The 14,971-nt window shown below is 72.2% G+C and carries 15 protein-coding genes; 9 read left to right on the top strand and 6 right to left on the bottom strand.

The genetic code is table 11. From position 1 onward, the window contains the following. Both AB0B39_RS02190 and cofD read right to left on the bottom strand, forming a co-directional pair. Positions 1-1,089, bottom strand: coding sequence for a coenzyme F420-0:L-glutamate ligase (locus AB0B39_RS02190; RefSeq protein WP_357573287.1), 1,089 nt, complete (start codon positions 1,087-1,089; stop codon positions 1-3). Then, positions 1,086-2,036, bottom strand: coding sequence for a 2-phospho-L-lactate transferase (gene cofD, locus AB0B39_RS02185; RefSeq protein ID WP_357573286.1), 951 nt, complete (start codon positions 2,034-2,036; stop codon positions 1,086-1,088). Before cofD ends, AB0B39_RS02190 begins: the two co-directional genes overlap by 4 nt. Before the next feature lie 98 nt (positions 2,037-2,134). Between cofD and AB0B39_RS02180 the strand changes: the two genes are divergently transcribed. The 6 genes from AB0B39_RS02180 (at position 2,135) to AB0B39_RS02155 (ending at position 8,860) form a co-directional block, all read left to right on the top strand. After that, the gene (locus AB0B39_RS02180) at positions 2,135-3,136 is read left to right on the top strand and encodes a hypothetical protein (RefSeq protein ID WP_357493741.1); all 1,002 of its coding nucleotides are present in this window, start codon (positions 2,135-2,137) and stop codon (positions 3,134-3,136) included. Positions 3,137-3,371: 235 nt separating this feature from the next. Then, the gene (locus AB0B39_RS02175; protein ID WP_357573285.1) at positions 3,372-5,915 is read left to right on the top strand and encodes a bifunctional FO biosynthesis protein CofGH; all 2,544 of its coding nucleotides are present in this window, start codon (positions 3,372-3,374) and stop codon (positions 5,913-5,915) included. A 163-nt stretch (positions 5,916-6,078) separates the two neighbouring features. Continuing rightward, positions 6,079-6,357, top strand: coding sequence for a hypothetical protein (locus AB0B39_RS02170; protein ID WP_357573284.1), 279 nt, complete (start codon positions 6,079-6,081; stop codon positions 6,355-6,357). Between the two features lie 53 nt (positions 6,358-6,410). Beyond that, complete coding sequence (locus AB0B39_RS02165) at positions 6,411-7,805, top strand: DUF4331 domain-containing protein (protein ID WP_357573283.1); 1,395 nt, start codon at positions 6,411-6,413, stop codon at positions 7,803-7,805. Positions 7,806-7,827: 22 nt separating this feature from the next. Further along, positions 7,828-8,157: a phospholipase gene (locus AB0B39_RS02160; RefSeq protein ID WP_357493747.1), complete on the top strand. Its 330-nt coding sequence runs from the start codon at positions 7,828-7,830 to the stop codon at positions 8,155-8,157. A 445-nt stretch (positions 8,158-8,602) separates the two neighbouring features. Then, positions 8,603-8,860, top strand: coding sequence for a WhiB family transcriptional regulator (locus AB0B39_RS02155; RefSeq protein WP_007455784.1), 258 nt, complete (start codon positions 8,603-8,605; stop codon positions 8,858-8,860). 76 nt (positions 8,861-8,936) lie between these two features. On the opposite strand, the gene AB0B39_RS02150 is transcribed toward AB0B39_RS02155, so the two are convergent. After that, the gene (locus AB0B39_RS02150; RefSeq protein ID WP_357573282.1) at positions 8,937-9,386 is read right to left on the bottom strand and encodes a metallopeptidase family protein; all 450 of its coding nucleotides are present in this window, start codon (positions 9,384-9,386) and stop codon (positions 8,937-8,939) included. A gap of 152 nt (positions 9,387-9,538) precedes the next feature. Between AB0B39_RS02150 and AB0B39_RS02145 the strand changes: the two genes are divergently transcribed. Next, positions 9,539-9,907, top strand: coding sequence for a DUF3499 domain-containing protein (locus tag AB0B39_RS02145; protein WP_234587740.1), 369 nt, complete (start codon positions 9,539-9,541; stop codon positions 9,905-9,907). Positions 9,908-9,913: 6 nt separating this feature from the next. Here AB0B39_RS02145 and AB0B39_RS02140 read toward each other — a convergent pair whose 3' ends face one another. Both AB0B39_RS02140 and AB0B39_RS02135 read right to left on the bottom strand, forming a co-directional pair. Further along, the gene (locus AB0B39_RS02140; protein WP_357573761.1) at positions 9,914-11,290 is read right to left on the bottom strand and encodes an FAD-binding oxidoreductase; all 1,377 of its coding nucleotides are present in this window, start codon (positions 11,288-11,290) and stop codon (positions 9,914-9,916) included. Positions 11,291-11,292: 2 nt separating this feature from the next. Next, complete coding sequence (locus AB0B39_RS02135; RefSeq protein WP_357573281.1) at positions 11,293-12,639, bottom strand: aspartate aminotransferase family protein; 1,347 nt, start codon at positions 12,637-12,639, stop codon at positions 11,293-11,295. Positions 12,640-13,313: 674 nt separating this feature from the next. Between AB0B39_RS02135 and AB0B39_RS02130 the strand changes: the two genes are divergently transcribed. Continuing rightward, positions 13,314-14,084: a helix-turn-helix transcriptional regulator gene (locus AB0B39_RS02130; protein ID WP_357573280.1), complete on the top strand. Its 771-nt coding sequence runs from the start codon at positions 13,314-13,316 to the stop codon at positions 14,082-14,084. Beyond that, positions 14,075-14,278 (top strand): DUF397 domain-containing protein, encoded by a 204-nt coding sequence (locus AB0B39_RS02125; RefSeq protein ID WP_357573279.1) that lies wholly within the window; start codon positions 14,075-14,077, stop codon positions 14,276-14,278. Before AB0B39_RS02130 ends, AB0B39_RS02125 begins: the two co-directional genes overlap by 10 nt. Before the next feature lie 120 nt (positions 14,279-14,398). Here AB0B39_RS02125 and AB0B39_RS02120 read toward each other — a convergent pair whose 3' ends face one another. After that, the gene (locus AB0B39_RS02120) at positions 14,399-14,911 is read right to left on the bottom strand and encodes an Lrp/AsnC family transcriptional regulator (RefSeq protein ID WP_139584073.1); all 513 of its coding nucleotides are present in this window, start codon (positions 14,909-14,911) and stop codon (positions 14,399-14,401) included. Between the last annotated feature and the right edge of the window lie 60 nt (positions 14,912-14,971).

Genomic DNA, 14,971 nt, shown 5'->3' with positions numbered 1-14,971 from the left:
TCACAGGGCGAGCGCGGCGCTGGCCGGGCTGCCGGCCGGCGGAGGCAGCAGCGTCGACCGGACACCCTCGGCGGCCAGTGCGACGCGCAGCCGGTGCAGGTCGGCGCCGAAGCGGACCAGGTCCATCGGGTCGACGGGCGCCGGCGCGGTGCCGAGCACCAGCGCGCTGGCGTCGGCCGGCCAGCCCGGCACCTCGGCGACCAGGCCGGCGCGTACCTCCGCCTCGTCGACGAGGGTGAAGACCGTGCCGGGCGTCACCACCTCGGCGACCGCGTCGAGCGCCCGTCGCACCGCGGCCGGGTCGACCGGCTCGGGGTCGATCGCCTCGGCGAGGGTCGCGGCCTCGGCCAGCCCGGCCGCCCGCGCCTCGGCGGTGCCCAGCGAGAACAGGTCCTGCGCGGCATCACGGATGAGCGTCCGCGCGCCGTCGGAGTCGTCCGCGCGGGTCGCCGCGAGGTAGCCGCGCACCACGGCCACGGGGACCTGGTCACACTTGCCCTTGATCAACTCGCCGGCGCCCGCCAGCTCGTCCACCACCGCCATCTGGGTCAGCTGCAGCTCGTTGCCGTACGGGTCCACCTCGCCCCGATGGTCGCGGATCGCCGGCATCCCGGCCACCCCGAGCGCCACGTCGGTAAGCCCGTTGCGCCAGGGCCGGCCCATCGTGTCGCTGATGATCACGGCAACGTCCAGGTCGTACCGCTCCCGCAGCGCGGCGCGCAGCTCCCGCGCCGACGCGTCCGGATCCACCGGCAACAGCACCAGCCGGGTCTTGTCGACGTTCGACGCGTCGATCCCGGCAGAGGCCATCACGAAGCCGTGGTGGGTCTGCACGATCCGGGTCGCCCCGCGGCTGGCCACCACCCGGGCGGTCTCACCGGCCAGCACCTCCTCGCGCGCGGCGAGCCGCTCCGGCCCGTCCGCCGGGACGTCCACCAGCCGTCCCTCCGCCTTGGAGACGATCTTGCTGGTCACCACCAGCACGTCGCCGTCGCGCAGCCACGGCGCAGCGGTGGCGATCACCGCCGCCAGGTCGTCACCCTCGGTCACGTGGCCGATGCCCAGCACCGGCAGAATCTCCAGCCTCACGTCAACTCCACCGCGGCGCGGACCATCGCCGCCGTCGCCGCCTCGTCGGTCATCCGCAGCGGCATCGCGCGGACCGTCACCTCCGGTACCACCGCGTCGGCGTCCTCCTCGGCCACCAGCCAGCCGTCCAGCAGCCCACCCGCAGCCCGAGGGCCGTAGAGCCGGCCCACACCGGCCGCGCTGCACTCGACCCCGAGCACGGCGAGACAGCGGTCAGCCATTCCCCGGACCGGAGCGCCGCCGATGATCGGCGAGACACCCACCACCGGCGCCGGGCCGTCGGTCACCGCCTCGCGCATCCCCGGTACGGCAAGCACCGGCGCGATACTCACCACCGGGTTGCTCGGCGCGATCAACACCAGGTCGGCCGCACCGATCGCCTCCCGCACCCCCGGCGCCGGCTGCGCCGTCTCCGCGCCGACGAAGACGAAACGGTGGGTGGGGATGTCGGCCCGGTACCGCACCCACCACTCCTGGAAGTGGATCGCCCGCTGACTCTCGTCACCGTCGCCGACGACCGCGTGGGTCTCCAGCCGGTCGTCGGTCGCCGGCAGCAGGCGTACGCCGGGCTGCCACCGCGTCGACAGCGCCTCGGTGACCGCGCTCAGCGGGTAGCCGCCGTTGAGCATGGTGCTGCGCACCAGGTGGGTGGCGATGTCCTTGTCGCCGAGGCCGAACCAGGTCGGCTCCGCCCCGTACGCGGCCAACTCCTCCTTGACCGTCCAGCTCTCGCCGACCCGGCCCCAGCCCCGTTCGGGGTCGGCGCCGCCGCCGAGCGTGTACATGACGCTGTCCAGGTCGGGACAGATCTTCAACCCGTGCAGCCACAGGTCGTCGCCGACGTTGACCACGGCGGTCACCTCGGCGCCGACCTCGCGGGCGTACGCCCGGACGCCGAGCAGGAACCGGGCGCCGCCAATGCCGCCGGCCAGAACCACGATGCGCATGTCGACCATCCTCGCGTACGAGACGCCTCCGGTCCGCCGGTGGCGTGGGAGACTAGGCTCACGTGCGCCCTGTCCGTTATTGCCCCGAGGGGGAGCTCGTGACCAGCCCCGCCGAGCCCGCGTCCGCCGACGCGACGCAGGCCCGCCAGCTGACCAAGCCACTGCGCGAACTGGGTGCGCTCGCCCTGCTCGGCGCCAACGCCGTGTTCCTCTTCGTGGGGCTGCTCCGGCTGCTCACCCCGAACGACTACCGCGACTTCACCGACCGGGCGGGCGACCAGTTCTCCGCGTTCATCGGGGTGGAGGCGGTGGTGCTGCCGCTGCTGGCCGTCCTGCTGGCCACCCACGTCGCGCCGGTCCTGCCGAAGGCGAAGCTGATCACGCAGGTGGCGCTTGGTGAGTACGCGGTCAGCGCGCTGCTCGGCACGCTCACCATGCTGATCTGGACGGTGGGCCGCCTCGCCGAGACCGAGATCCTCGACGCGTTGCTCGGCCTTCTCGCCCGGTTCGCCTGGCTGGTGATCTTCGCGGTGGCCGCCTGGGTGGTGTTCACCATCTGGCGGGCGTTCTACTACGTCCCCAAGCCGAAGCCGCAGCCGGGCGTCTACGGCCAGCCGCAGCCGGGTTGGCCGCAGCCGCAGCAGGGCGGTTGGCCGGCTCCCGGTCAGCCCGGCGGTCAGCCGCAGGGCGGATGGCCCGCTCCCGGCCAGCCGGGCGGTTACCCGCAGGCCGGTCAGCCGGGCGGTTATCCGCCGGCGCAGTTCCCCGGCCAGTACGGCCAGCCGTCGCCGCCGTTCCAGGCCCCGCAGTCCGCGCCGCCGCACCCGCAGTCGGCCCCGCAGTCCGCGCCGCCGTTCCAGGCCGCTCCGCAGTCGGCGCCGCCGTTCCCGCAGTCCGCGCCGCCGGCCAACCCCGCCCCGCAGTCGGCGCCGCCCGCGCCGCCGTTCGGGCAGCCGCCGTCGGCGGACCCGACGCAGACGATCCCGCGCCAGTCCGCCGAGCCGGCCTCCGCCGACCCCACCCAGGCCATCGGACGCCCGGCCGACCCCGACCGCACCCAACACATCAACCCCGCCACGCACCCCGACCAGCCCCGCTGAGCCGCCAGCACCTCCGGACTGGTGATGGTCGGGTCCTCCTTTGCTCTGCTTCAACCGAGGCAACAGCCGGCGTCCGGATATCGGACGCGCGGTGTTGCGTAGGTTGAAGCAGAGCAAAGGAGCCGCAGGCGGTGCCCGCCCCTCCACCGACGCATCAAGTGATCATGGGGTGCGGTTTCCCACGGTGCGGGCTGGGTCTGGTGGGTCGGGCTCGCGCTGCGCATAGGCTGAGTGGATGGTTGATCGCACCCACTCCGGTCCGAGCGAGGCGAGCGTGCGGCGGGCCCTGGGCCGGGCCGCGACCGGGCGCGCGCTGGACGTCGACGAGGCGACCGCGCTTCTCGCCGCCCGTGGCGACGCGCTCGACGAGCTGCTCCGGACCGCCGGGGGGATCCGCGACGCCGGGCTGCGTGACGCCGGGCGGCCGGGCGTGGTCACGTACTCGAAGAAGGTCTTCATTCCGCTGACCCGGCTCTGCCGGGACCGCTGCCACTACTGCACGTTCGCGACCGTGCCGCACCGGCTGCCGGCGCCGTTCCTGGACCGCGACGAGGTTCTGGCGATCGCGCGGGCAGGCGCGGCGCAGGGTTGCAAGGAGGCCCTGTTCACCCTCGGTGACCGGCCGGAGGAGCGCTGGCCGGCGGCCCGGAGCTGGCTCGACGAGCGCGGCTACGACTCCACTCTGGACTATCTGCGTGCCTGCGCGGTGGCCGTGCTGGAGGAGACGGGCCTGCTGCCGCACCTCAACCCTGGGGTGCTGTCCTGGTCGGAGCTGCAACGGCTCAAGCCGGTCGCGCCGAGCATGGGCATGATGCTGGAGACCACGGCCACCCGGCTGTGGTCCGAGCCGGGCGGCCCGCACTACGGCTCGCCGGACAAGGAGCCGGCGGTCCGGCTGCGGGTGCTCGACGACGCGGGGCGGGTCGGGGTGCCGTTCACCACCGGCATCCTCATCGGCATCGGCGAGACGCCGGCCGAGCGGGTGGACGCGCTGTTCGCGATCCGCCGCGCGCACCGGGAGTACGGCCACCTCCAGGAGGTGATCGTGCAGAACTTCCGCGCCAAGCCGGACACGGCGATGCGGGGCATGCCTGACGCGGAACTGCACGACCTGGCCGCCACGGTGGCGGTGGCCCGACTGCTGCTCGGCCCGAAGGCCCGCATCCAGGCTCCGCCGAACCTCATCGCCGGCGAGTACGACCTGTTGCTGCGCGCCGGCATCGACGACTGGGGTGGCGTCTCCCCGCTCACCCCCGACCACGTCAACCCGGAGCGCCCGTGGCCGCAGATCGAGGAGTTGGCCCGGCACACCGAGCTGGCCGGGTTCACGCTGCGGGAGCGGCTGACCATCTACCCGGAGTACGTGCGCGCCGGTGACCCGTGGCTCGACCCGCGGCTGCTGCCGCACGTGAGCGCCCTCGCCGACCCGGCGACCGGCATGGCTGTCGAGTCGGCCCTCCCGCAGGGGCGTCCCTGGCAGGAGCCGGAGGAGACGTTCGGCGGGCGCACCGACTTGCACGCCACCATCGACACCACCGGCCGCACCGACGACCGGCGCGGCGACTTCGACAGCGTCTACGGCGACTGGTCCGAGGTCGCCGGCAAGGTCACTCCCGAGGCGGCGGCGCGACGTGCGGGCGTACCGCCGGAATCGACCGGCAGTGGCGCGGACCGTGACGTGGCGGCCGGGCTGCGGCTGGCGGTCGACGACCCGGCGGCGCTGCTCGATCCCCGGCACACCGACGCGGCGCTGGCGCTGTTCGGCGCGGACGGGCCGGCGCTGGACGAGCTGTGCCGGCTCGCCGACGACGTACGCCGCGACGCGGTCGGCGACGACGTCACCTACGTGGTCAACCGCAACATCAACTTCAGCAACGTCTGCTACGTGGGCTGCCGGTTCTGCGCGTTCGCCCAGCGTGAGCGGGACGCGGACGCGTACCGGCTCTCCGTCGACCAGGTCGCCGACCGGGCCGAGCAGGCGTGGGCGGCCGGCGCCAGCGAGGTGTGCCTCCAGGGCGGCATCGACCCGAAGATGCCGGTCACCGGGTACGCGGACATCGTGCGCGCGATCAAGGCCCGCGTGCCGGAGATGCACGTGCACGCGTTCTCCCCGATGGAGATCGTCACCGCCGCCGCGAAGGCGGGCGTGCCGGTGCGCGAGTGGCTGACCCGGCTGCGCGAGGCGGGGCTGGACACCATCCCGGGCACCGCCGCCGAGATCCTCGACGACGACGTGCGCTGGGTGCTCACCAAGGGCAAACTGCCGGCCGCCGCCTGGGTCGACGTCGTCAGCACGGCCCACGAGCTGGGCATCCGGTCCAGCTCCACGATGATGTACGGCCACGTCGACCACCCGGGGCAGTGGCTGGCGCACTTTAGGGTGCTGGCCGGCGTGCAGGACCGCACCGGCGGGTTCACCGAGTTCGTGGCCCTGCCGTTCGTGCACACCAACGCGCCGATCTACCTGGCCGGCATCGCCCGCCCGGGGCCGACCTGGCGGGAGAACCGGGTCGTGCACGCCATGTCGCGGCTACTGCTGCACGGCCGGATCGACAACATCCAGTGCTCCTGGGTGAAGCTCGGCGACGAGGGCACCGTGGCGATGCTCCAGGGCGGCTGCAACGACCTGGGCGGCACCCTGATGGAGGAGACCATCTCCCGGATGGCCGGCTCCGACAACGGGTCGGCGCGTACCGAGGAGCAGTTGCGGGCGATCGCGAAGGCTGCCGGTCGTCCGGCGCGCAAGCGGTCGACTGCGTACGGTCACGCTCCGCGCTGAGGTCGAACCTTTTCCCGCCGCCGGCCGTACCACGCGGTGCCGGCGGCGGTCGCGGCGAGGACCGCCGCCGGTGTCCCCTCAGGGGCCCGGCGGCGTCACCGCGACGGCACCGGACCCGTCCGTCACCGCGGGCGCGTACGCGCCGCCGCCGGAAAGGTTGCCCATGACCAGTGATCAGCGGAAGCGGCAGTGGCCGCGACTGACCCGCCGGCAGACGTTGACCGCCGCGGCCAGCGCCACCCTCGGCGCCGCCGCGCTCACCGTGCCGGGCCTGTCGGCCGCGCAGAACGCGCCGGGCGCGGCGGGTCGGGCCGATGAGCCGATCGTCGTGCACCTGCGCGACGCCGCGTCCGGAACGATGGACGTCTTCGTCGGCGAGTCCCGGGTCGAGGTACGCGACCGTGGCCTGGCGGACCGACTGCGGCGCGCAGCCCGGCGCTGACCCCGCACCGTCCCGCCCCGCCATCAGTCCCCGCCCAGTGAGGTTGGTCCGCCATGTCTTCCCACCGCGAGGCCCCGGAGATAGCCAAGGATCCGGTCGCCGACAGCTCCGACCTTTACGCGTTCGTCAGCCCCGACAAGCCCGACACGGTCACGTTGATCGCCAACTACGTGCCCTTGCAGCTCCCGTCCGGCGGGCCGAACTTCTTCGAGTTCGGCGACGACGTGCGCTACGAGATCCACATCGACAACGACGGTGACGGTCAGCCCGACGTCACCTACCGGTTCGAGTTCACCACCGAGATCACCAACCCGAACAGCTTCCTCTACAACACCGGGCCGATCGAGTCGCTTGACAGCAGGAACTGGAACCGCCGGCAGTTCTACAGCCTGACCCGGGTGACCGACGGCCGGGAGCACCGCCTCGCGCACAAGCTGCCCTGCCCGCCGTGCAACGTCGGCCCGCTGTCCACCCCGAAGTACGCCGACCTCGTCCGGCAGGCCACCTACACCCTGTCGACGGGGGAGCGGGTCTTCGCCGGCCAGCGTGCGGACGGCTTCTTCGTCGACCTGGGGGCGATCTTCGACCTCGGCACGTTGCGGCCGTTCCAGCAGCTGCACGTCGCCGGTAAGAAGATCTTCAAGTCCGAGGGGGAGCCGGTCAACGCCACCGACCGGATGAACGTGCACAGCCTCGCCGTGCAGGTGCCGCTGAAGCAGGTGCGTCGCCGTGCCAGCCGGTACGGCGCGGCCGACCCGGCGTCGGTGCTCGGCGTGTGGACGTCGGCGTCGCGCCGGCAGGTCCGGGTGCTCGGTGACCGGGTCGCGCAGGACACCTCCACCGGCCCGTTCACGCAGGTCTCCCGGCTGGGCAATCCGCTGTTCAACGAGGTCATCGTGCCGATGTCCAAGAAGGACCTGTGGAACTCGCTGCCACCGTCGGAGGACAAGCGGTTCGCCCAGTTCGTCGAGCGGCCCGAGTTGGCCGCGCTGCTGCCGGCCCTGTACCCGGACGTCTTTCCCAACCTGGACAAGCTCAACAAGTCGAAGAAGGCCCGTGCCGACCTGGTGGCGATCCTGCTCACCGGCGTGCCGGCCGGGCTGATCGACGGCTTCACCAACGCCACCGGCGACCTGCAGGCCGACATGCTGCGGCTGAACACGGCGATCCCGCCGAACCGCAAGCCGGACCGGTTCGGGGTGCTCGGCGGCGACCTGGCCGGCTTCCCCAACGGGCGGCGGGTCGGCGACGACGTGGTGAGCATCGCGCTGCGGGCGATCGCCGGGTTGACCGTCCCGCTTGTCGACAAGACGTTCCGCCCGGACGCGGCGGCCGCCGCGGTCACCCCGGGGTTGAGCGCCGCCGACGTGACCGCCCCGTTTCTCGCGAGCTTCCCCTACCTCGGTACGCCGTACGACGGGTTCAACAACCCGCCGGCGTCGTCCTGATCGTCGGCGGGGGGAGCGGCGGATGCACGAGCACACGTACGGGCCGTCGGAGACGGGGAGTGTCGTCCTCGAACTGGGTGGCGACACCGGCGCCCTGATCGTCTACACCGGTCGGGATCTGCACGGCCGGGAGATCGAGATCAGCCGCGGCGATGATCGACGCGTCCACTCGGCGGTACGGGAGCGCCGGGTGCGGGACGGGTCGTTCCACAGTGCGGTCTATCCCGATCTTCCCGCCGGGATGTATACCGTCTGGTGGGACGAGGACACGTCCGCCGGCGTCGTTTCTGTCCATGGTGGAGGGATCGCCGAGTTCGTGTGGCCCAGCAGCGGTTTTGGGGCCACCGGCTGACCCCGGAGCGCCATTTTGCACTCGCACCCCGTCCACATCGTGGGCGGGGTGCGAATGCTGTCCACGGCTCGACGGGCGGTCTGCGCCGCGCCGCGTTAACCTGTCCCCCACCAAGATCAGCTTTGCGAGAGGGGGCTGGCGGTCTCCCGTCGGGGGGAGCGCCACGGCAGAAAAGTCGGGCAACTCGCCGGAGAGGGCGTTACTCGGCCGGGGTCTGAATCGATAGGGCAGGTTGCGAGGCTGGGACGGTCCTGGTGGCCGACCAGGGGTGTCGGGAGGGCGACTCCATTATCAAGTTTGGCTTGACGGCGCACGCATTACACGCGTGTAATTTGAATGGGGTTGTTCGCACGGAACGCAACAAAAGGGACCGGACGGACAAGCACGCCTTTCGCGTGGGGGGTTGCAGCGGCGATGACGCCGGTGCGCGACAAGGAGGCATTTGATGGACGGCCAGCTTGAGGTGGCCGACCTGCTCGGAAACGCGCCGGAGTGGCAGGAGCGGGCCTTGTGCTCGCAGACCGACCCCGAGGCGTTCTTTCCCGAGAAGGGCGGCTCGACCCGCGAGGCGAAGCGAATCTGCTCGCGCTGCGAGGTCAAGACCGAATGCCTCGAATACGCTCTCGGCCACGACGAGCGGTTCGGCATCTGGGGTGGGCTCTCCGAGCGGGAGCGACGCAAGTTGAAGCGGCGGGCCGCCTGAGCGGTGCAGGGTCGGGGCGGTGGGGGCCGCCCGGCTCAGCCGTCGTACGGGCGCGCGGTTCGCTGGCGCGTACGGCTCAGGCCAGCTCGTCGGGATCGACCCCGAGCAGGTTCGCCACCTGTTGGATGATCACGTCGTGGACGAGGTCGGCCAGATCCTCGCGGTCCATGGCACGGAACTCCAACGGTCGCCGGTACAACACGATGCGCGGCGGCACCTCCTGGCGGCCGGGGCGGCCGGGCAGCAGCCGGGCCAGCGGCACCTCGCCGTCCTCCAGCACGTCGGAGTCGTAGACGTTCAGGTCCGGTGGGACGTCCTCGACGGCGAACTCGACACCGGCCAGCTCCTTGGCGAACCGCCGTTCCAACGTCTCGACGGTGTCCAGCACCAGGTCGTCGAAGACCTCGGCCTTGGTCCGCGCCAACGGCACGGTCGCCGGCACCAGACGCCCGCGCAGGCCACGCCCGTGCCGGTCGCGGTGCGCACGCCGGCCGGAGCCGGGGCGGCGGTGTTCCGGGCTCGTCATGAGGCAAAGGGTAGTCCCCGTGCCGGGCAGGCCAGCGGCAGCGGCACTCCTCTGGCGCGGCGCGACCCGAACCGGGAATTGTGATCACCACGACGGGCGTGTCGCAACGCGAAGCGATGCGCCGGACCCGGTAATGGAGATACCCTGCCGCCGTGAGGTCACCACGGCGCTGCTCCCGTAACGGCTGCCCCCGGCAAGCGGTCGCCACATTGACCTATGTCTACAACGAGTCGACAGCAGTGGTGGGCCCGTTGGCGGCGTTCGCCGAGCCGCACACGTACGACCTGTGTGAGCAGCACGCCCGCAGCCTCACCGCTCCGCGCGGCTGGGACGTGGTGCGGCACGAGGGCGAGTTCGAGCCGCCCCCGCCCACCACCGACGACCTGGTGGCGCTCGCCGAGGCGGTTCGCGAGGCCGCCCGCCCGGCGCCCCGCCCTCCGGAGCCCGACCAGGCCCACCCGGAAGGCCCCCACCAGACGGGCCGCCGGGGCCACCTCCGGGTGATCCCCCCGAACCACTGAACCCGGTCACTGCCCCAGGAGGCGGGAGAGTGTCCTGGCGCGGCGGGAAGGTCGCTCGGTCCGGTTCTCCTTGGCGTCGGCGCTGGTCATGACGCGCAGGGCCGCGTTCATCGCCAGCCAGCGCAGGGGTTCCGGCTCCCACCCGGGGGAGCGGTGGTTGACCCAGGGCAGGCCCGTCAGCTCGCTGCGCTGGCCGCGGATCAGGTCGGCCAGGGTGCGGCCGGCGAGGTTGCTGGCGCCCACCCCGTCCCCGACGTAGCCGCCCGCCCAGGCCAGCCCGCTGGCCCGGTCGAAGCCGACCGAGGCGGCCCAGTCCCGGGCCACCCCGAGCGGACCGCCCCAGGCGTGGGTCACCGGGACGTCCGGCCCGAGCACCGGAAACAACTCGCCCAGGGTCCGTCGCAGCGCCGCGAAGACCCGTGGCTCCCGGTCCTGGCCGGGAGAGACCCGGGACCCGAAATGGTACGGAGCGCCGCGCCCGCCGAAGGCCAGCCGACCGTCCGCCGTCCGCTGGCCGTAGATGATCACGTGCCGGTGGTCGGAGAACGTCTCCCGATCCGCCAGGCCGATCCGCTCCCAGGTCTGTGCCGGCAGCGGCTCGGTGGCCACCATCAGCGAGTACACCGGCGCCACCGTGCGCCGCAGGCCGGGCAGCATGGGCGTGTACCCCTCGGTGGCCCGCACCACCACCGACGCCCGGACCGTCCCCGACGGGGTGCGAGCCGCGCCGGCCCGGATCGCGGTCACCGTGGTCTGCTCGTGGATCCGCACCCCGAGGCGTTCCACCGCCCGCGCCAGAGCACGCACCAGCTTCGCCGGGTGCACTGTCGCGCAGTGCGGGGTGTACGTCCCACCGCGTACCCCCTCGGCGCCGCACCGGGCCGCGGCCTCGTCGGCGTCGAGGAGCGCCAGGTGTTCGGCGCCGAAGCCGAACGCGCGGGCCTCATCCACGGCGGCCCGGGCCCGGGCGAGCTGCGGGCCGGTGCGGGCGAGCGTGACGGTGCCGCCGTCGGCCCAGTCGCAGTCGATGCCCTCCGCCGCGACCACCCGGCCCACGGCACGGACGGTGTCGTGCAGCGCCCGTTGCATGGCGACAGCCGCGTCGCGGCCGTGCCGGCGGGCCAGCCCGGTCAGTGACGTGGGAAAGAGCGCCGAGCACCAGCCGCCGTTGCGCCCCGACGCCCCGTACCCCGCGATCTCCCGCTCCAGGACGACGACCCGCAGCGTCGGATCGGCCCGGGCCAGGTGGTACGCCGTCCACAGCCCGGTGTAGCCGGCGCCCACGATCACCACGTCGGCGTCCGTGTCGCCGGGCAGCGCGGGTCGAGGGGTCAGCGGCTCGTCCAGGGTGGACAGCCAGTACGACAGGTCCTCGTAGCGCATGGTCAGAGCCGCGACCACGCCTCGGTCAGCACCGTGCGCAGGATCTGCTCGATCTCGTCGAAGTGCTGCTGCTCGGCGATCAGCGGCGGGGCGAGCTGGATGACGGGGTCGCCCCGGTCGTCGGCCCGGCAGTAGAGGCCGGCCTGGAACAGCGCGGTCGACAGGAAACCACGCAGCAGCCGCTCCGACTCGGCCTCGTCGAACGTCTCCCGGGTCGTCTTGTCCTTGACCAGCTCGATGCCGTAGAAGTAGCCGTCGCCCCGCACGTCGCCGACGATCGGCAGGTCGTACAGCTTCTCCAGGGTGGCCCGGAACGCGGCCTCGTTGGCGCGTACGTGCCCGACGAGGTCCTCACGGGCGAAGACCTCCAGGTTGGCCAGGGCCACCGCGCAGGAGACGGGGTGGCCGCCGAACGTCACCCCGTGGGCGAACATGCCCGTCTCGGTGAGGAACGGCTCCATCAGCCGGTCGCTGGCGATCATCGCGCCGAGCGGGGCGTACCCCGAGGTGATGCCCTTGGCGGTGGTGATGATGTCCGGCTGGTAGCCGTAGCGGACGGCGCCGAAGTACTCGCCGAGCCGACCCCACGAACAGATCACCTCGTCGGAGACGAGCAGCACGTCGTACGCGTCGCAGATCTCCCGGACCCGCTCGAAGTAGCCGGGCGGGGGTGGGAAGCAGCCGCCGGAGTTCTGCACGGGCTCCAGGAAGACCGCGGCGACCGTGTCCGGCCCCTCCCGCTCGATGGCCCGGCCGATCTCGTCGGCGGCCCAGCGGCCGAACGCCTCCGCGTCGTCGCCGTGCTCGGGTGCCCGGTAGAAGTTGGTGTTCGGCACCTTGATCGCGCCGGGCACCAGCGGCTCGAAGTCGCTCTTGATGCCGGGCAGACCGGTGATCGACAGCGCGCCCATCGAGGTGCCGTGGTAGGCGATGTACCGGCTGATCACCTTGTACTTGTTGGGCTGACCGGTGCGCTTGAAGTAGGCCCGGGCCAGCTTCCACGCCGCCTCGACGGCCTCGGAGCCGCCGGTGGTGAAGAAGACCCGGTTCAGGTCGCCGGGGGTGAGCGAGGCGATCTTCTCGGCCAGCTCGACGGCCTTCGGGTGCGCGTACGACCAGAGCGGGAAGTACGCCAACTCGCCGGCCTGCTTGGCGGCGGCCTCGGCCAGCTCGGTGCGACCGTGACCGGCGTTGACGACGAACAGCCCGGCGAGCCCGTCGAGGTAGCGGCGGCCCTGCGCGTCCCACACGTACGCGCCCTCGCCGCGCACGATTGTCGGCACCTCGCTGGCGGAGTAGCTCGCCATCCGGGTGAAGTGCATCCAGAGGTGGTCGGTGGCGTTGGCCATGTCAGCCCCATCGGTCGTCGGGCCGGTCAAAGGGTGAAGCCGGCCGCTCTGCCAACGGTTATCGCACAGTCTTGGGCTCATAGGCAAGTGGTATCAGTGGCGTGATGGGCCAGGCACGACGGAATCAGCGAGCGGTTGCAGTCTCGGCAACGGATTTCGCATCGCTGCGTGACCTGCCGGTATGGGGTTCCAGTCCTGTCGAGCTGCCCCAGATGTGGGGCACGCGCCTGACCTGCGCCGCCGTTCGCCCCGCGCGCCACCGTTCGCCCCGCGCCGCACGGTTGATCCACTCCAGTTCGCCGATGTTGTGCCATCGGGGCGTGGTTGATACCGCGATTTCGGCGACGTCGAGTGGATCATCGGCAGGGGCGGTGCGAGGTGAGCGTCGGGACGCTGGTGGGACACCTCGGGGGCGCTCGGTGGGCGTCCTGGATGCACGCCAACACGTCCCACCGCAACACGCCGGTAGGCCGGAGACATCGACACTCAGCGTGGCTATCGTGCGCCGCAGCGTGTGCCGAGCGGGGCGGCACAGCTTGCTCCACGCGGGGCGGCTCAGCACCCGAGCGGGGCGCTGCTCTCTACCGAGCGGGGCGGCGCAGCGGGCATGACGTGGCTGGGCGCTCCGTACCGAGCGGAGTTGTGGTGTGTGTCCGGCGGGCGGGAGGATCCGAATGGCGAACGAGGCGTTGCGGGTGGCGATGGCCGAGGCGGGGGAGACGGTCGAGTCGCTGGCCGAGAAGGTCGGCGTCGACCCCAAGACGGCGGCGCGGTGGCTCGCCGCGGGGCGCATTCCGCACCCGCGTACCCGCATCGCGGTGGCGGAGGTCCTACGCCGCGACGCCGCCGACCTCTGGCCGGAGCCGTTCCGCCGCCGGGACCTGCCGTGGTTCCGGCCGTGGGCTGAGCTGGAACAGGACGCGACCTCGATCCGCTCCTATCAACCGCTGCTCGTGCCGGGCCTGCTTCAGACCGAGGGGTACGCCCGGGCGGTCCTGAACACGGGCGGGCTGGTCCCAGTCTCCGAAGTGGACCAGATCGTGGCGAGCCGGATCGACCGGCAGGCGGTCCTCTGCCGCGATGCCCCACCCCAGCTCGTAGCGGTGATCGACGAGGTGGTGCTGCGCCGGCCGGTCGGCGACGGGTCGGTGATGGCCGGGCAGCTCCGGCACCTCGCCTCGGCTGCCGAGTGGGAGCACGGGCAGGTCCGGGTCATCCCCGCCGAGAGCCCGTGGCACACCGGCCTCGCCGGGCCGTTCGTGCTGGGCCGCCTGCCCGACGGGACGGAATTGGCGTATCTCGACAACCAGCTCCGCGGTCAGATCGTGACCGATCCTCTCGACGTCGCTAGCCTGGGACGCAGGTGGGAGAGCGTCGCCGGTGAGGCGCTGCCCCAACGCCGGTCGATCGAGCTGATCAGGGAAGTGGCCACGACATGGACATGACCGACGCCCGTTGGCGCACCTCGACCCGCAGCAGCAACAACGGCGGTGACTGCGTCGAGGTGGCCGACAACCTGCCCGGCCGGGTGCTGGTGCGGGACAGCAAGGACCGCGACGGTGGCACCCTGATCTTCGCCCCGACCGCCTGGGCGTCGTTCGTCGGCGCGGCAGGCACGGTGGGCGCAGCAGGCCGCTGATCCACTCGGGTTCACGGAAACCGGGGCATCAGGGCCACCCGGACACCCCGACTTCCTGAAAGCCGAGTCGATCAAGCGCCGAGTCGATCAAGCGCCGACGAGCGCCGGCAGGGCGGTGCGTCAGGCCGTACCCCAGGTGTAGGTCTGCTTGCGCAGCTTGAGGTACACGAACGCCTCGGTGGCGAGCACGCCGGGCACCGCGCGCAGCCGTTGCAGGATCTCCAGCAGGTGGTCGTCGTTGCGGCAGACCACCTCGGTGAGCAGGTCGAACGATCCGGCCGTGATGACCACGTAGTCGACCTCGTCCAGCTCGGCCAGCCGGTCGGCCACCGCCTCCAGGTCGCCGTCGGTGCGCAGCCCGATCATCGCCTGGCGGGGGAAGCCGAGCTGGAGCGGATCGGTCACCGCGACGATCTGCATGACGCCCGAGTCGAGGAGCCGCTGGACCCGCTGGCGGACCGCCGCCTCGGACAGGCCGACGGCCTTGCCGATCGTCGCGTACGGCCGCCGGCCGTCCTCCTGGAGCTGTTCGATGATCTGCTTGGCCACGTCGTCCAGCAGAGCGTGATTGGCGCCTTCACGTACGGCGACGCGTCGACCGCCGTTGCCGCTCTCGTGCTGCCGGTTCGTCATCGTGCGCTCCCCATGTCCCGAATCGTGATGTCGTGCGTGTGTCCCCGCGCAGTCTGGCGT

It is taken from the genome of Micromonospora sp. NPDC049114 (assembly GCF_040648635.1).
Classification (GTDB): Bacteria; Actinomycetota; Actinomycetes; order Mycobacteriales; family Micromonosporaceae; genus Micromonospora.
The sequence above is the reverse complement of the archived record's forward strand: the minus strand, read 5'-3'. Positions and strand labels throughout refer to the sequence as shown.